Here is a 24956-nt window from a genome sequence, read left to right on the forward strand (position 1 = left end):
ATTTGACTGAGAGAGATGAAAATGAAAGAGGTTTAATCAATGAAACTGGCATGGAAATCAAGTATATTTGCAATTTGGGTGAGTTTGATTAGCAATGTATTGTTAGCAATTGTTAAATTTATCGTTGGTATGTATACAAGGAGCCAAGTTCTTATAGCAGATGCACTTCATAATGCTGGTGATGTTATTGCAACAGTCGCTACTTTGACTTCTTCCATGGTTTCCAAGAAGCCTGCTGATGAAGATCATCCTTATGGACACGGTAAAGCTGAAGTAATCGCTTCATTTATTGTGGCAATTATCCTGGCTGTAGCTACTTGTTATATGGTATATCACTCTATTGTTGCATTATTTGAGCAGGCTGTTAAAACCAGTTTGATTGCTTTAGTTGCTGCATTTGTTTCCTTTGTTTGGAAACAAGGTTTGTATCTGTACTGTATTCAATTAGGGAAATCGTCGAACAGTAAAAGCTTAATCGCTACTGCGAAAGACCATTTAGCAGATGTCTATGCATCTCTTGCTGCAATAGTAGGTATTGGAGCCGGATTGTTGGGAGATGCCTTTTCTATACAAGTATTGCAATTTGGTGATCCGATTGCGGGCATTATTGTATCATATTTTGTTTTGAAGTTAGCATATGGAATGGCAAAAGAATCAATTGGTATTTTAATGGAACAAAATGTACCAATGAATGAGTTATCTCATTTTCATCATATCGTCGAGAAAATTCCTGAAGTAAAACGAATCGATCGAATCCGTGCCAGAGATCTTGGTCATTATATTATTGTGGATATAAGAGTGAGTGTGCCAAATCATTTGACTGTGAAAGAAGGTCATGATGTCAGTAGAAGAATCAAAGCATCAATTATTAAAGAAAATCCAAAAGTGGAAGAAGTTTTAGTTCATTTAAATCCTTGGTTTTCAGATACTCCTGAATCTCAAAAATAAGCGATAAAAAGAGCTGCGTTTGCAGCTCTTTTTATCGCTTAGGTGCTAGTATGGGAAAGCTATCTTTCTTGGTTATAATAGACTTTACGTCATTCCAAGACGTCTCCCATTTATTTTTGGTCAGCCCTGGATATGCTTTTAAGTTTCCAGCGGTTTTGGTAGGTAAAGGTACAACTGTGTACTCTGTTTTACCGCTTTTTTTGTATTTGTTGACCAAAGTAGGTAGAAAAGAAGTGTTTGTGAGTTTTATTTTTCCTGTCTTTGCATCTTTCATGATGTCTAAATAGACGATAACACCTTCGTCCGTATAAGGTCTAGACTGATTAGAAATAAAGTTTCCCATCGAATATACAACAAGTTTTTCTTGACCATTTACCATCAATTTCTCTATTTGTTGCTGAACATGGGGATGGCTTCCGAGTATTACATCTGCTCCAGCTTGAAGTACTTTTAAAGCTGTCTTTTTTTGTTTTTCATTTGGATTTCGTTGAAATTCTGTTCCCCAGTGCAAAGAGACAATTACATATTCCGCACCTTGTTGTTTTAGTTGTTTGATATCTTTAGCAATTTTAATGGGATCAATCAGGTTCACGAGATAAGGTTTCCCCTTAGGAACAGAACCATTTGTGCGTTCTGTATAAGCGAGAAACCCTAATTTTATTCCGTTTTTTTCCACTATAACACCTTTACGCTCTTGTTCTGACGGTGCTGTTCCTGTAAGCAGGAACCCATTCTTTTTAATGGTAGAGAAAGTGCGTATAATACCTTTTTCACCTGTATCATTTGCATGATTGTTCGCAGTAGTGAGAATATCTACTCCAGAATATTTTAAGGCATCTAAAATTTGATCAGGTGCATTAAAATTTGGATATCCACTGTATTTTTTGCGGGTTCCAGCCAAAGTCATTTCAAAATTAGCAATTGTTAGATCGGAATTTGATAGGTATGGTTGTACTGCTTTAAAAAACTTACGGAAGTTATAACCGCTGGTTGTTTTTCCAGATTGAATTTGTGAGTCATGCATGATCACATCTCCAATCGCTGCAATTGTTACTTTAGCAGGTGGAGGTGGTGTTGGCTTCTTTTGTTTCTGCTCGTCGGTGTTATGTACGTGCACCAATTTACATGCAGATAAAAGGAGAAATAAGGCCAATATGGATACAATTACGATGGATCTTTTCAGCAGAATCACACTCCAAAAATATTGCTATTACTGTTATACGATATTCTATCAGAAAAAGAGCAAAATTTGTCCCGTTGTTGTCTGTTTGTGAAAATAGTATAATTAGGCTTAATGTAATGAATCGGATGGAGGATTGTTGGATGTTAACAACTATTGCAAATCTACATAAGCATATAGATGAAGAAGTAAAAATGGGAGTTTGGATGTATAATCGCCGTTCCAGTGGGAAAATTCAATTTTTACAATTGAGAGACGGCTCAGGTACAGTCCAAGGTGTTTTGGTGAAAAGTCAAGCTGATGCTTCAATCTGGGAAGAGGCAAAGAATTTGACTCAAGAGAGTTCCCTATATGTCTGGGGAAAAGTGAGAAAAGACGATCGTGCACCATCAGGTTTTGAATTAGATGTTACGAATATTGAGGTTATACATATTGCGGAAGAATACCCCATCGCCAAAAAAGAACATGGTGTTGATTTTTTATTAGACCATCGACATCTGTGGATTCGTTCAGAAAGACAGCGAGCAATTTTAAAAATACGTGCCCAGATCATACAATCTATACAGTTTTTTCTGGATTCAGATGGATTTAGCCTAGTCGACCCCCCTGTATTAACGCCTTCTTCTTGTGAAGGAACTACCAATTTGTTCCACACGAAATATTTTGATGAAGATGCGTACCTTACCCAAAGTGGCCAGTTATATATGGAAGCTGCTGCTATGGCGTTGGGACGAGTATATTCTTTTGGTCCTACTTTCCGTGCAGAAAAATCCAAAACACGCCGACATCTTATTGAGTTTTGGATGATTGAGCCCGAAATGGCTTTTGTGGATCATGAGGGGAACTTGGAAGTACAAGAGAAGCTGGTGACACATGTTGTGCAATCTGTGCTAGCAAATTGCAAGCTGGAATTAAAGGTACTAGGAAGAGATATCAGCAAGTTAGAAAATATCAAAGCTCCTTTCCCTCGCATTACGTATGATGAAGCAGTTGAGAGGCTACAAAAGGCAGGGGTAGATTTTACTTGGGGAGATGATTTTGGTGCTCCTCACGAAACATTATTGGCAGAACAGTTTGATCGTCCTGTTTTTATTACGGAATACCCAACTAATATCAAAGCATTTTATATGAAACCGAACCCAAATCGACCAGAAGTAGTACTGTGTGCAGATATGATTGCACCAGAAGGTTATGGAGAGATAATTGGCGGTAGTCAACGTATCGATGACCCTGAACTTTTGGAGGAGCGTTTCAAAGAACATGATCTTTCTGCACAAGATTATGCATGGTATTTGGATCTGAGAAAATATGGGTCTGTTCCACATTCCGGCTTTGGATTGGGATTAGAGAGAACAGTGGCCTGGATATGTGGATTGGAACATGTAAGGGAAACCATTCCTTTCCCACGTATGCTCAATCGCATGTATCCATAAATTGATTTTATCGACAAGGGGTTTGCAAATGAAGGGAAACAACGATAAGATGCGTACCACTTTGGTACAGCTTCTCCAAAAGGGTACGATAACGTTACCAGTTGCTTTGTTTACTCAATATAAACGCCTTGGTTTACGAGAGACAGAGGTTCTATTGTTAACACAGCTCCTTATTTTTCAAGAAAAAGAGAAAATCGCAGCACCGACTTTTCAAGAGCTTTCACAACGAATGAATCTAACCATACAAGAAATAGCAGATATGGTGGCTAAATTATCGAAAGATGGCTGGGTTGGCATTGGTTCAAGGGGAGAAAAAGGATATGATCTCTCCTTGATATATAAAAGACTTGTTTCTATGCTCGAAGAAGAGGATGAAGAGGTAGTACAAGTAGATTCAAACGAGCACTATCAAACCTTATTTCATTTGATAGAGCAGGAGTTTGGAAGACCTCTTTCTCCAAATGAATGTGAGCATATCATTAAATGGCTAGATGAAGATTTTTATCCTGAAGATTTGATTGAAGCAGCTCTCAGGGAAACTGTTTATTGTGATAAATTATCCATTCGGTATATGGATCGAATCTTAATGGAATGGGAAAGGCACCAAATTCATACTGTGGAACAAGCTATGGAGTTTTCAAAACGATTTAGACAACAGGAAGTTCCAGCTAAACCAAAACGTTCCACTTCTGAGTTTACTTTTTACAATTGGTTAGAAGGTTAACGCGATAAACCCTCCATAAACTTTTTATGGAGGGTTTATCGCGTTATTCAAAAATATCTCCAAACCATTTAGCTGTAGGTTTCCATACATGGTAATGCCACCAGCGGAATGGAGGGGCAATGATATGAAGGTATACCCAACGAGATGGTATCCATATTAGGTGCAAACTTATCCACTTTAGAGGAATCCATATTAAGTTAACTGTAATCCACTTTAGTGGTATCCAGAGTACATAGTACACTGCTTGCCCAAGCATTCGAAAAATCCAAGAAATAGCTGCACTCACCCAACGGGTAACTACAACGATTATTTCATACCATATCCAGCGTAGAATAGCGTAAATTCCGTGTTTCCAAAGCCACGTAACTGGAAAAATAATGAGGTAATATAAGATCGGATATAAAATGTGTTTCCAAAGCCAAACAAATAAATATCGCCATATAAACATGGCAATGGGAGATATCACGTAGTTCCATAACCAATTCATTGGCAACCAAATGACATAATACAAAGGATAGCCAATGATATATTTTATTAGGAATGTAAGAACTGGTTCCAGTATGTTCACCCATAGCCATTGACTAGGGATAGATAGAAGGTAAATCCATATCCATTCCAAGATTTTATAAATCAAATAAAATGGAAAATAAATCACAAATACTATGCCTCGTACGAGAGCTTTCAGCCCTTTCCCTATTTCCTCCATGCGTTCCTCCTTTGATGACTATTTATTGCTTTTTGGATTTTTGTGAAAAAAATATGCGGAAGTATTTAACTATGATAATAGAAAAAAGTTCATCCGAACAGGTAATTTAAAGGGATAAATGTAATAAATAGGATTTTATCCTCTTGTAGATATTTTTAATTGGGATTATTTCGAGTTGAAAGGTAGATGTTCTATTTACTTGTGAATTGCTGTTGTTTGTCTAAGTAATTAGATTAACGAAAAATATTATTCTGTTACTATTTGTTATTTAATATTATTCTGTCAAATTGTAAAATAGGAATGAATATGGATTAAGGAGGTACGGTTTCGTTTTGAATACCACACTGTTTTTTGTAAGGTCAGGAGAAACTGAATGGAATATAAAACAACAAATGCAAGGAAGGAAAGATTCACCGCTCACATCTGTTGGGATAGAGCAGGCGAAAACGCTGGCACAGCGTCTAGAACATATTCATTTTCATGGTATTTACTCAAGTGAGAGTAAAAGAGCTTGTGATGCCGCTTCTTATATATTACATAATCGTAAAATCAAGTTAAAACGAACAAATGATTTAATGGAAATGTCATTTGGTGATTGGGAAGGTCGTACCTTAAGTGATATACAACTTAATTACCCAGATGAATATCATTTATTTTGGAAAAAACCAAATGAGTATGAAGCAAAAGAAAGTAAGGGAGAAACTTTTATAGATGTGCAAGAAAGAGTGATCCCGTTTGTTCAAATTGTTGTAGAAAGACACGTAGGAGAAACTATTTTGCTTGTAACGGATACATGTGTAATTAAAACACTTTTCAATTTTTATTCAGGTGGAGACCTTTCGACATTGTGGGATAGTCCTAATTATGATAATACTAGTTCTTTCATTTTAGAATTTACTCCAAATGAAGTACATCTATCTTTTGAAGGAGAGCGATTAGGATAAGACAAAGAAAAGCAGTTGGAGCAATAGTTACCCAAAATAACGATGTGTTACTGGTTCATAAAGTAAGGTTGATGGATAGGATAAAAGGTTCAAAGGAAATAAAAGGGTATTGGGATTTTCCAAAAGGGGGAGCTTTGGAACAAGAACTCACATTAGAAGAATCCCTACAAAGAGAATTGTCAGAGGAAATCGGTTCAACTGATTTTACGATTGCAAAACAATTCTTTACACCAATTACTTTTCGTTTTTCTAAGGAGACAGCAGAGTCAATTGGTTATCAAAGACAGGAAACTACTATGTTTCATGTGCTTTTTCATGGTGATCGAACTGACTTAAAACCATTAGATAAAGAAATATCAGAAATCAAGTTTTTACCATCAGAACTTATAGTAGTATTTTATTTTAGTGTTCATACATAGTTTTATAAAATGGAAATACAACAATAAGAAAAAGAGGGAAGGAGTCCATCACTTTAGGTGAGGGCTTTTTTCCTTTTTACTGACCAAGATGAGAGAGATTGATGGAAAAAATGCACCTATAAATCCATCATTGACTGGGGCTAATTATTACTCTAGGGGATGGTAAATTAACGCATATTTGTTCAGAAAAAGGATGGAATTGGATATTTATCATTGATTTCTAATTTATTATATGCAAACAAGTTTGCAATAAAAACTTAATTTCCGATATAAACCATACTACAATAAAAGCGTTTCCAATTATACTGTACAAAAAAATATAGAAAGTGCAGTGAGATTAGATAAGTCATCAGAGCTATCTCTTAGGAGGTGGCTTTTTTATTGCAAAAAACGTTTGATCTAGAGTTAACTCTAGGCTCTATACTGAAGCAGGAACTATGAGGTGAGTAGATGGGTTTTACCATTGATTAGATCGCAGAAAACATAGGTTTGTCTATCCATACCTTGCGATATTATGAAAAAGAAGGCATTATGCCCATGTGAAATGAAACGAGAGTGGTAACCGTATTTATGAACCTGAAGATGTTGAAGTTCTTAAGTTTATTTGTTGTTTGAAGGAAACCGGTATGCGAGTAAAAGAAATTAAGAAATTTGTCTCTCTTCTTGTGATGGGAGACGAGCCAATGAGGATAGGGTAACCTTACTAATCAGGCAAAAGGAAAATGTTCAATCACAAGTAGATCAGTTACTATCTTACATTCAAATGTTAGATGGGAAAGTAGAGTTATATCAATCGATATTAGGAAGTAGTAGAAAAGAAAAACGAGTATAAGATAACCCTTATACTCGTTTTTTCCTATTTTGTTAGCTCGATTCCGTTTGGGTATTCAAGTTTTTTATTTGATTTTTTACTTTTGGAATCGGGATAACGTATTGATAATAGGGTACCTTTTCAAACAGTTTCAAGGAAAGGATACTGACTAGTAAATAAAAGAGAAACGTAAAGAAAATAGACGTTGGATTCCAAAAGAATTTTGGCATAAAAGTAGCGTAATAGATAAAGAGAGGATGCATTACATAGATCCCCATCGAGTACTCCCCGATAAAAGTTAACGTCTTATCTACAGCTTTCCACTGCCTGACTATTGGATATATCCCTATTAGTACTATGAAAAGAAGAGGGACACTGATCATATTTTCTAGCCGATATTCAGCAATTGTTTGGATACGGTAAAACGACCAAAGCCCATCCGCCATAACCAAGGAAGCAAGAACAAGATTTGTTTTCGGATGGGATTGTATCCAGTCTCGTATTGGTATCCAATACTGTGCGAGATATCCTCCTAAAATAAAATAATAGATCCAATTAAAGAGATATACTTTTTCCCAATGGAAATAGAGGGGCACTATTTTCAAGAAAATAAGTTGAACAAAGATCGAACTAACTAACATGATGTTCCATTGTTTTTTGCTATTTGACCATCTCTGAAAGAGGGGAAATACCAAATAAAATTGCAATATTAATGAAAAAAACCACAGATGATAGAATCCATTTCCAAGGTAGATCATGGAGTAAAAATAATCGATCGAAAATGTAAAATTACTATATCCGTTATAGAGTGCAGTAATGATTTGATAGAAAATGGTAAAGGCAACAAAAGGAATGATTACTTTACTCGTTCTTGATTTCCAGTAATGTTTTGCATCAAAACCTTTTTGTTTTTTGTGGTAGAACAACAGAAAACCACTAATCATAATAAACAAGTTAATTCCATAGCGACTGATCTGGTTGAAAAAGGAAGTGTACCATACATGGTGTTGATCGTGAATGTAATAATAGGAACCTGTTACATGGATGACTAGGATCATAAGGCAAGAGATGGCTCTGATCATATGAATCTCATAGAGGTAATTACTTTTCTGCAACAGACACACACCTTTTTACAATATTCACTTCTAACAAAAGGAAATAACAACTTCTTTTGTATGATTGAATGAGTTAGTTACGAACCTAACATATTATGAATAAATAGACAAATAGATTTGTAAAATCATTTCATCATGAAAAGGTGTGAAAATAGGAGTATAAAGAAGAAAATAGAGGATTTTTTGATTTTCATTTGGAATGTGAATATATTTTTAAAATCGAAATAAAGGGCAGAAGAGTGAAATTTAACCGAATTGAAATTAACCTCAAGAGAACATTACATGTATACTTGTAAGTAAGTGTTCCAACTATGGGCCAAGGAGTCTAAGTGAAGAGTCTCAAACAGTTCTTCCGAAGTACAACAAGGCAACTAGCTTGGCAGCTTGTGAAAAAACGAAAGCGGATTGTTTTCCTTCTGCTAGTGTGCGTAATTGTCGATTCACTGCTCGACCTCGTGTACCCCTTTGCTATGCAGCAATTGATCGATGGGGCTGGAGAAAAGCAGAATTATGGGAACATGACCATCATCTGGATTTTGATTTTCATGTTCTATGGTACGATCAATAAATTTTTTTTGACCATTGAGAAACAATGGAGAGAAGAACTTACTACAGATGTAGACATGGGTCTGCAAGGGTTTCTTTGGGAAAAGTTTCAGGATGTGTCTTTCCTCAAGATCTTTGCTCAAAAAGATCTTGAGGAGAAGACAAGCGGAAATTCTGATGAGTGTGAAACGAGAAACGAACACCAACTAGCTGGCAGTCTAGTAAGTTGGACCGACGAGGTCTCCCAATTTGTCTCTACTTTCTTCCCAGAACTGCTGACTAGCTTGCTCAGCTTCATCGCTTTGTGGTCGATGTGGAAGATGAACCCCTTGATTACCTGTATGTGTATTGCGGGTTTGGGGACGATGGGGCTGGTAGGATTTGTACTGAAAAAGTACACTCAGTTGAACAGACAGCTATTTCGATATCAGACCAAGCTTACAGGACAGACAGTAGAGTTTGTTCGACAGCTCCCTCTTTTTCAGCTATTTGGAGCTGGGAAGCGTGAAAAAGAGGCTTTTGACCGTGGTCGCATGGAATATCAGGTTCTCCGGGTTAAGACAATGTGGACAGCATTCAAGGGAATTACACTCGTTTCCAGTTTGTCAAACATGGTAATGAGTGGGATGGTTCTTCTCATTGGAATGTTCTATCTCCACATTCTGACGCTTGGTCAAGCGTTTCAATTCCTTTCTTACACCTCCATGTTCGAAATTGGGGTACAGTTTTTCTTTAGCAGTTTTGTCTCTGTATCGGAACTGACTCCCAGTTTGGAGCGTTGCGATGAGTTCCTTCATGAAGAAGAGATCGAAACTGTACCAAATGCGAAGCCTCTCGAAAGAGTAGAGACTATTGAGTTTGTGAATGTGACAGCTGCATATCCTGGTAGTAATAAGCCAGTGATTCGCAATGTCACCTTCACCATTCACTACGGTGAGAAGATTGCTCTCGTAGGTGAGTCGGGTAGTGGAAAGACTACCTTGATTTATCTGCTTGCTAGGCTAATCGAACCGATGTCAGGTGAAATTCGGATCAATGGTCTTTCGATCAAGGAATACTCCTTGGAGTCACTATGGGAGAAGTTTGCTTTTTGTCTCCAGGAAACAAGAATGCTCGACCGTTCGCTAGTCGATAATCTGAAAATTGCAGATCCTGATGCAACCGATGAAAAACTCCTTGAGACGCTTGCCTGTGCAGGTTTCAAGGTGAGGGACAGACGTTTCCTAGCGAAAACGGTTAGAGGCTCTGGCGGCGAGAAGCAACGCTTTAATGTTGCCCGAATGCTATTGAGGAAGTTTGCAGAGGTATTCATCTTCGATGAGTTTACGTCTGCACTTGATCCAATTATCGAAAGTCAGGTGAGGAAGAATCTCAAGAAACGACTCAAGGGAAAGACACAGATCATCATCGCTCACCGTTACTCCACGATTCGAGATGTGGATCGTGTGATTGTGATGGCCGATGGAGAGATTGTGCAGATCGGCACCCTTCCAGAACTTCTCAAGCAAAGGAAGGGGTTGTTCTACAAGCTCTGGAAAGAGCAAATGGGAAGGCTTACCGTGATCCAGATCATTCTTACTTCATTGGCACGGAAGCTGTTCCTGAATAAATGAACAGGTAAATAGGCTTGATTAGAACACTGTTCGGATCGCCGTAACCTGTTTCCGCCCCCGCTGGTGTTAATCAGTGGGGGCGAACACATTTATCACAATGGAAAAAAGCGATTCAAATATGAATCGCTTGATAAGATGAAACCTATTTAGTCGACAATAACATCGACATTTGTGCCAAATACAAAACGCAGAGTATGTTTACCAGCTTTGTAATAGACTTCAGTTCCATCTTCATAATGTTTCACTTTATTTGGTTTTCCTAGTGCTTGTCTCACTTCTTTTTCTGTAATGTTTTGAAATTTTCTATCCAAACTATCAACAGAGGTTACTTTATTTGCTTTTAGTTCAAACTGTATTTTTCTTTTTACATAAAACAATGTGTTTGCATCAGATTCTTCAGGTTTACCCCATTTTTTTACGATTGCGCTTCGAGTAGAGCCAAGGCCAAAGGATTCACTATTGATAACTTTTCCTTCCGTAGCTAATTGCTTCGTTTGTTTAATTAATTTTTGATGGTTCTGTTGTTGTGTATTTTGTTGGTGGGTGGATGTGATAGGGGATGCATAGGCATAGCTGATTTGAGATATGCCAGCTAATAGAGTTCCAACTGTGAAAGTAGTGGCAACAATAGTTTTAATTGATTTGTTCATGATATGAAAACCTCCAAAGAAGTGAATAGGCTTGATACAATACTTATTATAAAGATGTGAGAAAATAGAAAAAGGGTAAAAATAGGAGAGCAATTTTCCGCTTTTTTGAAAAGAAAATGTTTATTGTTCAAACTATTTTTCCATCCAATAATCAGTGTTATGTAACCTTTGACATTTCACGAATAAGAGTAATAGGTTACTTCATTTTATTCATAATATTTAAACTATTATCCGCCGATTGCTTGGCTACCGCGTCAGAAAGGTTTCTAGGTGAACTTAGGGAAGGTTAACCCTAAGAGTTGAATTCGGCCTTAAAGACCTTGTTGTAAGCAGAAGAATGATTTTAATATTTTGATTTACCGAAACGCTGGAATCGAGATGGGATTTAAATTGGAAACATTTAAAATGGATAAATAAAGATCTATCTTTCACTTTGTGTGCATGCAAAAAATAGCATTCGAAAGTAGAGGTATAATGCATCTAGATGAAATAAAATTTGAGAAGTTTGGAGGAAGAAAATGATTCGCTATCTAAGCATCTTTGTCCTATTCATCATAGGATTTGGAATTAGTGAGTACTATGGTGTTATCTGGCATAACTCTATTTTTACGGTAGGTTATGAAGTGAAAGGATTGGATGTATCTCATCATCAAGGAAAGATTGATTGGAAGCAGGTAAAGGAGGTGGGGAAATATAATTTTGTCTTTATAAAAGCAACAGAAGGCAAGGATTATGTAGACGATCGATTTATTTATAACTGGAAAGAAGCTAAAAAGCAAAAGATTCTAACTGGTGCCTATCATTTTTTTTCGATGCAGAGCAGTGGAACGGAGCAAGCAACTCATTTCAAGAATATTGTGCCTGCCCAGTCGAATAGTTTGCCTCCAGTGATTGATGTAGAGATAGCTCTCTATCATGACAAAAAGAAAGTAAGAGAAAATTTGCAGGCAATGCTTAAGGAATTGGAAAAAACATATCATAAAAAGCCAATTGTTTATGTAACATATGCAACCTATCATACATACATGGAACATTACTTTGAAGATTATCACATATGGATTCGAGACATTTGGAAATATCCCTCGATAGATAAGGGTAAATGGATACTATGGCAATATCACAATCGAGGGCATGTCGATGGTATAGCAAGTTTTGTAGATATAAATGTATACAATGGTGAACTCACAGAATTACAGCATTTAAAGTGATTACATAAAGATTTCCCATAATCCCATACCAAGAAGTAACATTCCTGCTATAGAGCTGGCAAATTTACTAAGCCAAGAATACGATAAACGAAATCCCATATGAACTCCGATCATCATCGTACAAAAGGACATACATCCTACTGCTAATCCAGACCACAAAGGGGATACACCAGTGATTCCTCCGCCAATTCCAACTCCAAAGCAATTTAAGGAAAGAGCGAAGCCTAATAGGAAAGATTCTGTTGATGAGATGACTTTGTTATTATCTGTATCTGCTCTTTCTGGATTATCTAAAATTTGTTGAAGATAGTTCCCTTGTTCTGTTTTTTGATGGGATTTCATGATCCGTTGCCAGTCGTTCCATATTGTCCATGCTCCTAAAGCAAAAAGGATTGTTCCACCTCCTATATGTGCTATATTCGGATCAATATAAGCACCAATCAAACTTCCGACCGTTACCGAAAAATAAGTAATCATCGCCCCGATCATGGCGATGATTATATTAGATTTTATGGGAATCTTAGTAGCTTGCACACCATAAGCAACACCGACACCAAGGTTATCTAAATTTGCAGCAACTCCAATCAACATAATGGTTAACCATTGCATATCCAACACCTCCTGGGTTTCTGGACATTTGTATCAGGATATGCAATGGTTAATAAAAGTTGAAAGGCAAAATATGGTACAGTTTGTTCTTCGTTATGCTTGTCATTCATATAATGTGTCATCAAATAAAAATGGATGGATGAGCTATGCTGTTTGTACAATTTATTTTTGGTTTATTGATCAAAACGTTTGGACTAGCTCTAATTATTCGCTCCCATTTGGGTACTGGTGCATGGGAAGCATTTTATATTGGCTTGTCGAAAAATACGGGACTATCCATCGGTTTTTGGATTATTATGGTTGGATTTCTACTTATCTGGTGTAATGCTTGGTTATGGAGACGAAAACCGACCTACTCTTCTTTTGTTACCATTGCTATTGTAGGTTTATTTATTGATTGGTGGTTAGGTTGGTTAGAAATAGCACCCTATAGTCTTCTTTCACAAATGGCAATGTTTTGGATTGGTTTATTCATAGCTGCAATGGGAGCATCTCTTTACTTACTATCTAATTTTTCACCAACACCTATTGATCAGTTGATGTTAGCATTGTCTCATCGATTTCAAGTTTCCCTTATGTCTGCTAAAACAATCGGTGAACTCTTTGCCCTAGTATTTGCCCTTGTTTTTCATGGATCAATTGGACTGGGAACGGTTATATTCACCCTTCTCTTTGGTCCGCTTATTCAATTTTTTATGACCGGATGGAAAAAAATAAGCAATAACCGTGCAGGGTGAATATAAAACCCGTGTTTTATTAAAAAAATTACAAATTATAAACTCTGAAAAATAGTATATAATAATTATGCTTGTATTTTTTGTGAGGAGGCAGTATTAATGCTGAAGATTGGTATCATATTAGGGAGTACAAGACCAGGTAGAGTAAGTCCACAAGTTGGGAACTGGATAAAGGAAATCGCGGATAAGCGTGGAGATGCAAGTTATGAAATCGTAGATATAGCGGATTATAAATTACCCTTTTTTGGTGAGCCTGGAGGCGAAAAGCAGACAGAAGCATGGACCAATAAATTGGATAGTTTGGATGGCTTTGTATTTGTGACTCCTGAATACAATCACAGCATAACTGGTGCATTAAAAAATGCATTGGATTTAGCCCGTGACGAATGGAATAACAAGGCAGCAGGGATAGTTAGTTATGGATCAACTGGAGGTGCTCGAGCAGCGGAGCATTTAAGAGGGATACTTGGTGAATTATTCGTAGCAGATGTAAAAACGCACCCAACTCTATCTCTATTTACCGACTTTGAAAATTTCAGTGTCTTTACACCAGCTGAACTTCATTTGACCAATATCTCTCTGATGCTGGATCAAGTAGTTGCTTGGAGCGGTGCATTAAAAACGCTTCGTTCATGATATATCAGAGGTCGTGGTATCAATCACGATCTCTTTCTTTTGTTGAAAGGAATACTCTGTTAAATGAAGGTAAACCCTTATTAATTAAGGAAAGACAGATGCTATCCTTCTTTAATTAGTAAGGGTTTTTACTTTTTCTTGCTTTTGATAGTAATGAATCAGAAATTCTTGAAATTTATGTGCGGATTTAGATAAATATCGATCTTTCATCCAGACAAGTTGGAAGGTGCGTTTACATACAGGTTCCTCAATAGGTAATAAGATGATTTCAGGATGGGTAACGGCTTGAGTTAAGAAAGCAACACCAATTTCTTTTTGTACAAAGCTGCTAACTGCTGATAATTCTTCCACTTCGCAAACAGTTTGCGGTGTGAATTCGGCTTCCTTACAATAATTGTCCGTGATTTGTCGAAAGTGGTTTCTGGTAGGTAAGCTAATAAAGTCTTCTTCTGCAAATTCAGCGAGACGAACACGTGACCGATTTGCAAGTTTGTGAGATTTGGGGACTCCCAGAAATATTTCTTCCGTAACAAAAGGGTAGCAAATTAAAGCATTGTTATCTATTGGCAGAGATGTGATGTAAAAATCAATGTCTCCATTTTGCAAAAATGTTTGGTTTTGTATTTCGGAGTATGTTTGTTTAATTAGTAGTTTATTATCTGGAAACATGGTTAAAAAAGATCGGACTAACTCTGCATCACATTGGTGATCGGTAGAAGCTAATATCACTCGTCCTTGAATTAGATTGGCTTGATCTGCTATTTGTTGTTTTCCTTCCTCAAGTGCTGTTAATGCAATTTCCACTTGTTTTAAAAAGATTTGTCCATATTCATTTAGGCGAATTTGACGTTTTTGTCGGTCGAATAAAGGGACTCCTAAATCATTTTCTAATCTAGCGATTGTTTTGCTTAGGGCGGGTTGAGCAATACGGAGTTCTTCTGCTGCGCGTGTAAGATGACCAAGTTGTGCAACTTTGCGAAAATATTGAAGCTGTAGCAGCTCCATAGTGTTCACCTCATTCATATACCAAATGGAATGTATCTATATATAAATATATATTTTAATTTATTCTTTTTTCATTGTACCATATAAGCAATCAACAAGTTGTATAAACAGGAGCGAAATAAAATGAAAAAGTATGTTTCATTTTAGGATTCATTCAAACAATATTATTAAGAATATTATAAAAATAATAAGGGTGGTTAGAATGAAAAATTTATCTATTTATTTATTGGCAATTGGCACCTTTTTAACAGGTACTTCAGAAATGATTGTAGCTGGAATTGTAAATATTATCGCAAAAGATCTTCATATAACCGTTGCCTTAGCAGGTCAGTTGGTAACAGCATTCTCGCTTGCTTTTGCGGTAGGTACACCCATAATCGTCACGATCACTTCACGTATGGAAAGAAAAAAAGTATTGCTAGGTTCACTTGGTTTATTTTTAGTTGGTAACCTGATATCTAGTTTTCCTCTTCCTTATTTTATTTTGTTGGCAGCAAGGGTGATTCTGGGAGCAAGTGCAGGTGTATTCATCGTTGTAGCAATGAGTGTGGCCAGTAAATTGGTCTCAGCAGACAAAATCGGAAATGCCATAAGCACTGTTTCTCTTGGATTTGGAACAGCTTTAGTGTTAGGTGTACCAGCAGGAGTAGCCTTAGCAGGGTGGCTGGGCTGGAAGTCGATCTTTATTCTGTTGGCAGTTTTTAGTCTCCTTATTATGATTCCATTGACAAAATTGATACCTTCTCTAGAAGGAGATGAGCCTATTTCTATTCGACAACAACTGTCTATCTTGAAAAATGGCAAGATTTTCAATGGATTACTCATTTTCTTCTTTTTGATCGCTGGTTATGGTTCAAGCTATACGTATTTAACCCCTTTTTTACAAGAAAATCTTCATCTTGATATGAATACGATTAGTTTGAGCATGTTGGTTTTTGGGATCTTTTCTATCATAGGAACTCGATTTGGTGGGTATGGCTCAGATAAATGGGGAACATCGGTAACTATTATCTACAGTGTCTTATTTCATGCTGTTTTCTTAATTACTTTACCTCTCTTTACGGATTCTTTATATGTAACCTTAATTTTAGCAGCATTGTGGGTTGGTGTTTCCAATATAACGATTCCTTCTTTGCAAACGTATTTTATCCAGCAGTCTCCACAGTCCTCGGAACTCGCATTGAGTGCAAGTTCTTCTATGGCGCAATTAGGACTAGCTACAGGTGCTGGAGCAGGAGGTTTGTTAGTAAACGCTTTTGGCACAGTTTCTTATAATCCTTGGTTTAGTGCCCTTGCTGTCATATTGGCTTTTATAGTAACAATATATATGTTTTCTTCCCAGTCAAAAGTTGTATCGCAATAAGATAAGAAATGCGCAAATTTAGTGGTTTCGTTATAATTTCAATATCAGGAAAAGTAAAAATAGGGGGAATAGAATGGGTATTAATATTTTTTCATCAGATTTCAAAGTGAAATCACATCTAGCCTATGCGAAGATGAGAAAAGAACAACCGATTTATCCAATTACACTACCAGGTGGACTTCGAGGTTGGTTAGTAACCAAATATAGACATGCACAAGAGATAATGAATGATCCTCATTTTATAAAAGATCCGCATATCTTTCCTGAACAAAATAATTATCAATTTTTTCCTGATGACTATCGAGAATTTTTTATGAGTCATTTATTGAACACTGATTTGCCGGATCATACCCAGTTGCGTAGATTTGTTCAACCTACTTTTACTCCACAAGCTATCAATCGACAAAAACAAATGATTGAAGAGCTTGCCACTAAACTAATTGATGACATAGAGAAACAAGGCAAAGAATTTTGTTTGATTAAAGATTTTGCATTTCCTCTGCCATTTCTTGTTATAGCCCAAATGTTAGGTATCCCGAGTAAGGATATGCGGGATTTTCAAAAATGGTCCAATATCATGATAGAGGCCATCAATGATCCAGCAGCTATGAAAGCAGGAGAACCCTATTATAAGCTCTTCTTTTCTTATCTGAAAAAATTAGTAGCGATCAAAACAGCCACACCTGAAGAAGATCTTATATCAGCATGGATTCAAGCTAGAGACGAAGGAGAAAAATTATCTCAAGATCAGTTATTCGGGATGATCCTTTTACTCATTTTAGCTGGTCATGAAACGACTGTTAATCTAATTGGGAATAGTATACTTGCTTTGATGCAATACCGAGAACAATGGGATGAACTAATACAAGATAATAAGTTGATTCCTTCTGCTATGGAAGAAGTGCTTCGCTTTTATAGTCCGATTGAGATAGCTACTGCACGATGGGCTAAAGAAGATATAGAATTTGAAGGACAACAGATTCGCCAAGGAGATACGGTCTTTATCGTATTAGCCTCTATAAACCGAGACGAAGAATTGGTATCTGATGGAAATATTTTTAATATCCATCGAAAACCGGTAAAACATATGGCTTTTGGACACGGGATTCATTATTGTCTTGGTGCACCGCTTGCTCGATTAGAGGGAGAAATCGCCCTAAAAGTATTAGTAAACCGTATGCCAAACTTGTCATTGACAATTACAGAAGAACAACTTTCCTATCGTCCGGGGTTTTTATTAAGAGGATTAGTAGGATTACCGGTTCGCTATTAATAAAACTCTTTTTCTTCAGTCTGAATAACCCAACTACGTTCCATAGTTGGGTTATTGTTTTTTAACGCAATGTTTGGACAACCTTTTCTAAATGTAACTTTCTCGAGGCTTTGAAATATACTACTGCATTGGAAGGGACTCTATTTTTTATATGTGTAATCATTGGTGTGTGACGATAGTATGAGAATACTTTATTTGGATTCATGCCATTACGGATAGCACTCAACGCTATTTTTCTTCCTAATATTCCAATCGTAATCAATTGATCAATATTTAATTTTGCGACATACTGACCAATGGAGGCATGAGATTTGTCAGAAATATTCCCGAGCTCCAGCATGTCACCCAGTACAGCAATTTTTGGTCGCTTATATGAGATTTGCTGTAATACATTTAATCCAGCTTTCATAGCAGTTGGATTTGCGTTCCAGGCATCATTGATAAGCGTACGACCTTTTTTGGAAGATAGTACTTGTAATCTCATCTTTGGTGTTCGAAAACGTGCCAACCCACGTTGGATATTGGTTAAAGATATCCCCATGCTTGTAGCAACACCAATTGCAGCTAACGCATTATAGACATTATGTTTTCCATAAGTAGGGATGAAGATGTTTGCTTTTTTGGATTGAATGATCACATCAAATTGAATCCCTTTTGCAGAGTATTTGATGTTTTCTCCTCGAATATAAACATTATCACTCAGGCCGAATGTTCGTATTTTTGCTTTCGTTCGTTTTAGATCGAGACGTTTGGAACGTTCATCATCTGCATTGATGTATAAAACCCCACCAGAACGCACACCTTCCACTAACTCTTGTTTTGCTTTTACCACACGATAGAGCCCACCTAAACTGCCAGCATGGGCTTCGCCCACATTGGTGACAACTCCAATATGCGGTTTTACGATATTACACTGCCGTCGAATATTATTTAAACTTTTCATACCAATTTCAAGTAAAAGTAAGTTGTGTTGATCATTTAGGCGAATAAGGTAATTTGGTAAAAAGGAAAATGTATTAACGTTCCCTTTATGCCAATAAATAATAACACTAAATTTTCGGATAAACAACCAGGGTAAATTGGTCGTTTCGTTGATGTTCTTCTTTTTTATATGTACATTTTTCGAGTACGCTTTTTAGTAAGGAATTTTTTTGTGCTGGATCATCTAATTGATCGTAAATTTCCAACACATGCTTCACACGAGGGATGATATCTTTTTTTGCTTTTAGTCGTTCTTTTTCTTTCGATAGTTCATTCGTGGTCTTTAGTATCGTTGAATGTACTTCAATGATTCGATTAGCAACATGTTGTGATCGTTCTAGATAGGTATCCTCATCATAAATCCCACGCTCTAATAGATCATGTAATCGACCTTTTTGGGATTCCAAGTTCTTTAATTCTTGATTCAAATTATTTAGTGTCGTTTCTTTTAGTTCCAAAATAGAACTTTCGTTATGTGGCTGGTCGGATGAATTCCATTTTAACTCGTATTGTTCTAACCACTGATGAAGTACTGAAATTACCCTATCCTCCACATGAGAAAAACGTGTACTTCTGTTTTTGCATTGCTTCCTCTTATAACAATAGATGTGGGGGGGCTGCTTCGAAAATGTTTTTAATGTCATCGATGATCCACAGTTTTCACATTCAATCAGTCCAGCCAATGGATTTGCAATCTTATTCGAAGACTTGTGGGGGACATGACTCCTATTCTTTAGGATATTCTGTGTTTTTTTGTACATTTCCATTGAAATGATGGGTTCATGTTTACCTTCTACATCAATCCAGTCTTCTTGTGGTCTTTTAACAGAGCCTAGTTTGTTATTCTTTGTTTGAGAAGATTGTGTTTTTTTCCATTGTATCCGGCCAGCATATGCAGCATTTTTTAAGATGTTTCTCACCAAGTATCCATTCCATAACTTATCTTCATAAGTTCGTATTCCCTGGGCATTCAATACATCAGCAATTCTACTTGATCCCAGTCGCTCATTAGGATCATCATTTGTATATAATTCAAAAATCATTTTCACAATTGGAGCTGTTTCTTCATTTGGAACTAAATAACGACTATTCGTATCTTCTTTCACTTTGTAACCATAAGGTGGACGAGTTGCAATAAAGTTTCCTTCCTCAGCTGATCGGATACGTCCACCTTGTAGACGACGAGTAATAATTTTTAATTCCTTTCGAGCCATAAAAGCTTCGAATTCCGAGTATTCTTCATCCCATTCATCATGAAGATCATAGCTTTTACGTGGTGTAATTATCTTTGTATTGGAATTTCGAAACGTTTCTAAGATTAGACCTTGTTCCTTCATGTTTCCACGCCCTAGACGGTCCATGTCCATAACCAGAACAGCTTCATATTTTTCCGCTTCAATTTCTTTTAGCAATTCCATCATCTCTGGGCGATGGAGGAGGCTTTCTCCTGATGCGATTTCCTGTCTGATTTTAACGATATTTAGATTTTGCTGTTCCGCTACTTGCAGTAATGCCTTTTTATGTTTTGCGAGGGTTTCTCCTTCGCCTCGTGCTTCTGCTTCAATATCACTTCTCGATTTCCGGAGGTAAATAGCTACTCGTTCCATTAAGAAAATTCACACCTTTTGAATGATAAATAATGAGATTGTCCTCAGGATGGGATTGCATACGATTTACAGAGGTGATCCATATGCAAGATCATCAATATAGCCAAGTATATCAGATAGGAGGTACAACGATATATGTTGTTGCCCCGCAAATTACGGATGAAGAGAGAATAAAAAGATTAGAAGAAATAAAGAAACAAATATGGTTATTATGGATGAATATGATATCAGAAAAATAAAAGCGATCTTGTTTATTAATATCACTATAAAAGGATTTTCTCATTCATTCAAGTTGGTACAAACTGAATATAAAGACAGCAAAAGGGAGATGGTTAAATCACTGTTACTGGTTCAATTACTCTAACTTCCCATATTGAAATAGATATTATCACGATTAGGAAGCAGAGAAGACCGCATAGAAGGTTGCCGACAAGATCCAAGGGAAGGGGAAGGACGGCAAGTGATCCCCCGGCACAGTGGTGCTAGGTGTTCGTAGTAATATTAGCGGATACTGAGCGTCCGTCGTGTTTTAATCAAAATAAGAGTTGTTATTGTTTATAGAGGTGCATGGATGAAAGAGTGGGCAAGGTTATTTTATAAAGGGAAAGCATGGCGCAACAGTTGTTATGCTTATTTTGTTTCGATATCGTTGATAGATCATGTTTCAATATAAATTAGGTGCTGGGTGGTGAACGAATGCTCACCACCCAGCGTATGTCAGAGAGGGATTCGAGTTTTATTTCTCATTCCCCTGAGTGTTGTCCTCGGAAGTACCGCTGGAGTGCCCCTCCTCGTTGTCCCTTTCATGGGACAACTTAGACGGATGTACCCGTCCGATGGAGATGGCACCAAGACCCTTGGTCTCTTCCTCTGACATTTGTGGTCTCCTTTCTGTTCGGTAACAGACCACATGTTGATAATAAAGAAAAGAATGTATATATACAAGTTAATATATTGTAAAAGTTTAGATTGGAACGATAGGAATACTTGAAGATAATGAACTTGATATCCTATACATTTCTCCAGAGGGCATGAAAAGAGTATTCCGAGAACATACAAAGCAGTTTTTTCATCCATGTTATGATGCTGATAAAAAATTTTATATTTACAACAAACCTCATCGAGCGGAAGACAACAATAGTCACACTCCTGAGTAGTTTGAAGCGCTGGAAAAATCGCTTCAAACAGATGCCAAAACCATTTGGATCGGTTACAAAAAGCTCCTGTGAATGCCGATACTCCAGGAATCATCAAGACAATTAATCGATTGAATGAAATTCGCGCTTTAGGTGCGGAGCAGTGGAAATTCTAAACTGGTTTATATTACAAACATGGGTGTTGTACATAGAAATAACTTTAGTAATCAGGACTGGCATATACTTCTATCAACAACTCTAGTAAAAACAACCTTTGTGTGTTTTTACTAGAGTTGTTGTTTTTATGTATGGATCTTTTCGAGGAAGTTGACCTAACCGAAAACCCTAGAAGTATTTATCACATAATAATCTTTACTAATTTTGTTATCTTGCTATTACATTCTAAAAGCCTTATTTTTTCTTATTTATGGGGTTATAGTGTTAGTTATCAAGAATATTGCTAAATAGGAGATGATAAAAATGGTCCAAGATATAAAAACACGTGTCAAAAGCTTAAATTGGGATTCAATTCAAAACGAATTAGATGATCAAGGATTTGCAAAGCTTTCAGCGATTTTAACAAAAGAGGAATGCGACTCCATCATGGAACTTTATAGTGTGGAAGAGTCATACAGAGCGACAATCAATATGACGAGATATCGCTTTGGGAATGGGGAGTACAAATATTTTTCCTATCCATTACCTGACATCATTCAAAGTTTAAGAGAGTCCTTTTATCCAGAGTTGGCCAAAACAGCAAATCGATGGTTGGGTTATTTAAAGAAATCAGAACAGTTTCCGGATCATCTTCAAGATTTTTTGAAAACATGTGAAGAATATGAACAAACCAGACCGACACCCTTAATTTTAAAATATGAAACAGGTGGGTTTAATTGTTTGCACCAAGATTTATATGGAGAGGTGTTTTTCCCATTTCAAGTAGTATTTGTAATAAATCAACGAGATAAAGACTATACGGGTGGTGAGTCTTTATTAGTGGAACAAATTCCTCGTGCTCAGAGCAGGGGACATGTGATTACTTTAGAACAAGGCAGTGCGCTTATCTTTCCTACTAACCATAGACCTGCTCTTGGCAAAAAAGGATATTACAAAAATAAGGTTCGTCATGGAGTAAGTACAGTTATTTCTGGAGAACGATATGGTCTTGGAATCATTTTTCATGATTCCAAGTAGGTATTAAATTTCAATATCTTGCTATTTTATTCCTAGAATCATCCATTTTGAATTTATAGGGGATATACTGTAAGGAGAGGTGAAGTAAGTGCCGGACAGTACTAATAATAAATACCAAGAGAGTCTTGATTATGGAATTTCGAATGACGCGAAAATCATGACAGACGATAAGTGGCAAGCAATTATAGATAATGATGCATCGTACAATGATCAATTTTTCTATGCTGTAAAAACCACGGGGATTTTCTGTAAACCATCTTGCAAATCCCGTGTTCCAAAAAAAGAAAATGTATGTATTTTTCAAAGCGCAGAACAAGCTCTCCATGCAAATTTTCGCCCTTGTAAACGTTGCAAGCCTACTAATGAGAAATTGCCTGATAGTGAGTGGGTTGCTCTTATCACTGAATACATTGATAAAAATTTTACAGAAAAATTAACTCTAGAAACGTTAGCATATATTGCTCACGGGAGCCCCTATCATTTGCATCGAACGTTTAAAAAAATTAAAGGCATCACACCAGTTGAATATATCCAACAGGTTAGATTAAACGCTGCTAAAGAGTATTTGGTTCACACAAATAAAGCGATTGGGGATATCGCCATATGTGTAGGTATGCCTAACACGCCCTATTTTATTACTTTATTTAAAAAGAAAACCGGACATCCACCAGCGCAATTTCGTCAAATGAGTAAAATGGAGGAAATGTAAAATGGAATCAAAGAATAAACCAACCCTTTATTGGTCTTTGCTAAAGTTTAAGGATTTGAATTTTTATATTGCATCAACATCTAAGGGACTTGTGTTTGTTGGTTCACAGAACAAACCATTCGAGGAATTGTCTGAATGGGCTAAGAAACACTTTACGGGAAGTCCTCTTGTTGAAGATGGTGAAAAAGCTTGAACCCTATGCAGATGAAATTACCCAGTATCTAAAAGGAAAACGGAAAACCTTCACTGTTCCATTTAATTACAATGGGACAGCATTCCAGCTTGCAGTTTGGAATGCACTTTGTGAAATTCCGTACGGACAGACTAAGTCTTATTCAGACATTGCAAATTATATAAATAAACCAGCAGCTGTTCGAGCTGTAGGTGCGGCGATTGGGGCTAATCCAGTATTAATTACTGTTCCCTGTCATCGTGTAGTAGGAAAGAATGGATCATTAACCGGCTATCGTGGTGGATTAGAAATGAAGACACTGCTTTTGGATTTGGAAAGACAAGCATTATCCAACAAGGAGTGATTATTGCCTTACAATGAATGGAAAGGAGGTTCCGTCATGAAAAGTGAATTGTTCTATAAAAACCCAAAAACCATTCTTAATAAAGGTACAGGCTTTCTTTCTGGGTATACTCATTCACTAAATCCTTATACAGGTTGTTCGTTTGGGTGTTCATATTGTTATGTACGCCAAATGCCTGTATCCCTCTTTCGAGAAGGGGAATGGGGAGATTGGGTTGATGTTAAAAACGGAGCTGCGAATTTATTAAGCAAGGAGCTTCATCGCGCCAAAGCCAAAGGGAAAGTAACCATATTTATGTCATCAAGTACAGACCCATATCAACCCATAGAGCATAAAGAAAAAGTGACGCGATCTTTACTAGAGGTTATGATAGAAGATCCCCCTGACTTTTTATTAGTACAGACAAGAAGCCCACTTGTAAGTCGAGATATCGATTTGCTGCAGCATTTAAAAGATAAAGTCCGGGTAAGTATGACGATTGAAACGGATTCGGAAACGATGCGTAAACATTTTACTCCAAAGGCACCTCCTATTCAGGCACGCTTTAAGACATTGGTAAAATTAGTGGATGCGAAAATACCGACCCAAGTGGCGATAGCACCCATATTACCGAGTGGGGACTATTTTCCTGAGAAATTGAAGACATTCGTCGATCGGATATGTATTGACGACTACTTTATGGGCGATGGCAGTGGAGGAAAACGCACAAAAAAACTTGGAATTGAAAAAAAATATGCACAACTTGGTTTAGAAGAATGGTATGGGCCGCAAGCTATTAGAAAAGTATATAAGAGATTTATAGGTGTCTTTCCGGAAAATCAGATTTATGTGAGCCAGACAGGGTTTGAGCCGTAAATATTACAGGATGTGATT

General features: G+C 36.9%; 25 protein-coding genes and 1 pseudogene. 18 read left to right on the forward strand and 8 right to left on the reverse strand.

Going from position 1 to position 24956, the window contains the following annotated elements:
• Positions 1–39: 39 nt before the first annotated feature.
• The gene (locus AC5WOE_RS07495; protein ID WP_496052263.1) at positions 40–948 is read left to right on the forward strand and encodes a cation diffusion facilitator family transporter; all 909 of its coding nucleotides are present in this window, start codon (positions 40–42) and stop codon (positions 946–948) included.
• 31 nt (positions 949–979) lie between these two features.
• Here AC5WOE_RS07495 and AC5WOE_RS07500 read toward each other — a convergent pair whose 3' ends face one another.
• The gene (locus AC5WOE_RS07500) at positions 980–2140 is read right to left on the reverse strand and encodes a CapA family protein (protein WP_496052264.1); all 1161 of its coding nucleotides are present in this window, start codon (positions 2138–2140) and stop codon (positions 980–982) included.
• Between the two features lie 131 nt (positions 2141–2271).
• Here AC5WOE_RS07500 and asnS point away from each other — a divergent pair, with 131 nt between their 5' ends.
• Positions 2272–3561 carry an asparagine--tRNA ligase gene (gene asnS / locus AC5WOE_RS07505; protein WP_496049917.1) on the forward strand — a complete coding sequence of 430 codons (1290 nt, stop codon included), beginning with the start codon at positions 2272–2274 and terminating at the stop codon, positions 3559–3561.
• 28 nt (positions 3562–3589) lie between these two features.
• The gene (locus AC5WOE_RS07510; protein ID WP_496049918.1) at positions 3590–4285 is read left to right on the forward strand and encodes a DnaD domain-containing protein; all 696 of its coding nucleotides are present in this window, start codon (positions 3590–3592) and stop codon (positions 4283–4285) included.
• 43 nt (positions 4286–4328) lie between these two features.
• Here the strand turns inward: AC5WOE_RS07510 and AC5WOE_RS07515 are convergent, their stop codons facing one another.
• A complete protein-coding gene (locus AC5WOE_RS07515; protein ID WP_496052265.1) occupies positions 4329–4991 on the reverse strand; it encodes a hypothetical protein in 663 nt (220 codons plus the stop codon).
• Positions 4992–5323: 332 nt separating this feature from the next.
• On the opposite strand from AC5WOE_RS07515, the gene AC5WOE_RS07520 reads away from it, so the two are divergent.
• From AC5WOE_RS07520 to AC5WOE_RS07535, 4 genes are all read left to right on the forward strand, one after another.
• Positions 5324–5935, forward strand: coding sequence for a histidine phosphatase family protein (locus AC5WOE_RS07520; protein ID WP_496049920.1), 612 nt, complete (start codon positions 5324–5326; stop codon positions 5933–5935).
• The gene (locus AC5WOE_RS07525; protein ID WP_496049976.1) at positions 5932–6354 is read left to right on the forward strand and encodes an NUDIX hydrolase; all 423 of its coding nucleotides are present in this window, start codon (positions 5932–5934) and stop codon (positions 6352–6354) included. The genes AC5WOE_RS07520 and AC5WOE_RS07525 overlap by 4 nt, the downstream gene beginning before the upstream one ends.
• 489 nt (positions 6355–6843) lie before the next feature.
• Positions 6844–6897, forward strand: coding sequence for a hypothetical protein (locus tag AC5WOE_RS07530; protein WP_496052491.1), 54 nt, complete (start codon positions 6844–6846; stop codon positions 6895–6897).
• 23 nt (positions 6898–6920) lie between these two features.
• A complete protein-coding gene (locus AC5WOE_RS07535) occupies positions 6921–7052 on the forward strand; it encodes a MerR family transcriptional regulator (protein WP_496049978.1) in 132 nt (43 codons plus the stop codon).
• A gap of 166 nt (positions 7053–7218) precedes the next feature.
• Here the strand turns inward: AC5WOE_RS07535 and AC5WOE_RS07540 are convergent, their stop codons facing one another.
• Positions 7219–8280 (reverse strand): acyltransferase, encoded by a 1062-nt coding sequence (locus AC5WOE_RS07540; protein WP_496049921.1) that lies wholly within the window; start codon positions 8278–8280, stop codon positions 7219–7221.
• 329 nt (positions 8281–8609) lie between these two features.
• Here AC5WOE_RS07540 and AC5WOE_RS07545 point away from each other — a divergent pair, with 329 nt between their 5' ends.
• Positions 8610–10439 (forward strand): ABC transporter ATP-binding protein, encoded by a 1830-nt coding sequence (locus AC5WOE_RS07545; protein WP_496052266.1) that lies wholly within the window; start codon positions 8610–8612, stop codon positions 10437–10439.
• A 146-nt stretch (positions 10440–10585) separates the two neighbouring features.
• Here the strand turns inward: AC5WOE_RS07545 and AC5WOE_RS07550 are convergent, their stop codons facing one another.
• Positions 10586–11089: a DUF4309 domain-containing protein gene (locus tag AC5WOE_RS07550; RefSeq protein WP_496049923.1), complete on the reverse strand. Its 504-nt coding sequence runs from the start codon at positions 11087–11089 to the stop codon at positions 10586–10588.
• Between the two features lie 518 nt (positions 11090–11607).
• Between AC5WOE_RS07550 and AC5WOE_RS07555 the strand changes: the two genes are divergently transcribed.
• Complete coding sequence (locus tag AC5WOE_RS07555) at positions 11608–12297, forward strand: GH25 family lysozyme (protein WP_496052267.1); 690 nt, start codon at positions 11608–11610, stop codon at positions 12295–12297.
• Here AC5WOE_RS07555 and ytaF read toward each other — a convergent pair whose 3' ends face one another.
• Positions 12298–12906, reverse strand: coding sequence for a sporulation membrane protein YtaF (gene ytaF, locus AC5WOE_RS07560; RefSeq protein ID WP_496049925.1), 609 nt, complete (start codon positions 12904–12906; stop codon positions 12298–12300).
• Between the two features lie 146 nt (positions 12907–13052).
• On the opposite strand from ytaF, the gene AC5WOE_RS07565 reads away from it, so the two are divergent.
• Together AC5WOE_RS07565 and AC5WOE_RS07570 are read left to right on the forward strand one after the other, a co-directional pair.
• Positions 13053–13643 carry a YczE/YyaS/YitT family protein gene (locus AC5WOE_RS07565; protein WP_496052268.1) on the forward strand — a complete coding sequence of 197 codons (591 nt, stop codon included), beginning with the start codon at positions 13053–13055 and terminating at the stop codon, positions 13641–13643.
• Between the two features lie 99 nt (positions 13644–13742).
• Positions 13743–14279, forward strand: coding sequence for an NADPH-dependent FMN reductase (locus tag AC5WOE_RS07570; RefSeq protein ID WP_496049927.1), 537 nt, complete (start codon positions 13743–13745; stop codon positions 14277–14279).
• Positions 14280–14390: 111 nt separating this feature from the next.
• Here the strand turns inward: AC5WOE_RS07570 and AC5WOE_RS07575 are convergent, their stop codons facing one another.
• On the reverse strand, positions 14391–15284 hold the full coding sequence (locus AC5WOE_RS07575) for a LysR family transcriptional regulator (protein ID WP_496052269.1): 894 nt from the start codon (positions 15282–15284) through the stop codon (positions 14391–14393).
• 202 nt (positions 15285–15486) lie between these two features.
• On the opposite strand from AC5WOE_RS07575, the gene AC5WOE_RS07580 reads away from it, so the two are divergent.
• The gene (locus AC5WOE_RS07580; protein WP_496052270.1) at positions 15487–16647 is read left to right on the forward strand and encodes an MFS transporter; all 1161 of its coding nucleotides are present in this window, start codon (positions 15487–15489) and stop codon (positions 16645–16647) included.
• A gap of 73 nt (positions 16648–16720) precedes the next feature.
• On the forward strand, positions 16721–17920 hold the full coding sequence (locus tag AC5WOE_RS07585) for a cytochrome P450 family protein (RefSeq protein ID WP_496049930.1): 1200 nt from the start codon (positions 16721–16723) through the stop codon (positions 17918–17920).
• A gap of 61 nt (positions 17921–17981) precedes the next feature.
• Here AC5WOE_RS07585 and AC5WOE_RS07590 read toward each other — a convergent pair whose 3' ends face one another.
• Positions 17982–18989: a UDP-N-acetylmuramoyl-tripeptide--D-alanyl-D-alanine ligase gene (locus tag AC5WOE_RS07590; RefSeq protein ID WP_496052271.1), complete on the reverse strand. Its 1008-nt coding sequence runs from the start codon at positions 18987–18989 to the stop codon at positions 17982–17984.
• Positions 18970–20508: a recombinase family protein gene (locus AC5WOE_RS07595; RefSeq protein WP_496052272.1), complete on the reverse strand. Its 1539-nt coding sequence runs from the start codon at positions 20506–20508 to the stop codon at positions 18970–18972. Before AC5WOE_RS07595 ends, AC5WOE_RS07590 begins: the two co-directional genes overlap by 20 nt.
• An 83-nt stretch (positions 20509–20591) precedes the next feature.
• Between AC5WOE_RS07595 and AC5WOE_RS07600 the strand changes: the two genes are divergently transcribed.
• The 5 genes and pseudogenes from AC5WOE_RS07600 (at position 20592) to AC5WOE_RS07620 (ending at position 24938) form a co-directional block, all read left to right on the forward strand.
• Positions 20592–20747 (forward strand): hypothetical protein, encoded by a 156-nt coding sequence (locus tag AC5WOE_RS07600; protein WP_496049933.1) that lies wholly within the window; start codon positions 20592–20594, stop codon positions 20745–20747.
• A 1377-nt stretch (positions 20748–22124) separates the two neighbouring features.
• Positions 22125–22838: a 2OG-Fe(II) oxygenase gene (locus AC5WOE_RS07605; RefSeq protein WP_496049934.1), complete on the forward strand. Its 714-nt coding sequence runs from the start codon at positions 22125–22127 to the stop codon at positions 22836–22838.
• Between the two features lie 88 nt (positions 22839–22926).
• The gene (locus AC5WOE_RS07610) at positions 22927–23547 is read left to right on the forward strand and encodes a bifunctional transcriptional activator/DNA repair enzyme AdaA (RefSeq protein ID WP_496052273.1); all 621 of its coding nucleotides are present in this window, start codon (positions 22927–22929) and stop codon (positions 23545–23547) included.
• A 1-nt stretch (position 23548) separates the two neighbouring features.
• Positions 23549–24083, forward strand: a pseudogene (adaB, locus tag AC5WOE_RS07615) (methylated-DNA--[protein]-cysteine S-methyltransferase).
• 36 nt (positions 24084–24119) lie between these two features.
• Complete coding sequence (locus AC5WOE_RS07620; RefSeq protein WP_496052274.1) at positions 24120–24938, forward strand: SPL family radical SAM protein; 819 nt, start codon at positions 24120–24122, stop codon at positions 24936–24938.
• The last annotated feature ends 18 nt before the right edge of the window (positions 24939–24956 follow it).

It is taken from the genome of Shimazuella sp. NTD248 (assembly GCF_059510395.1).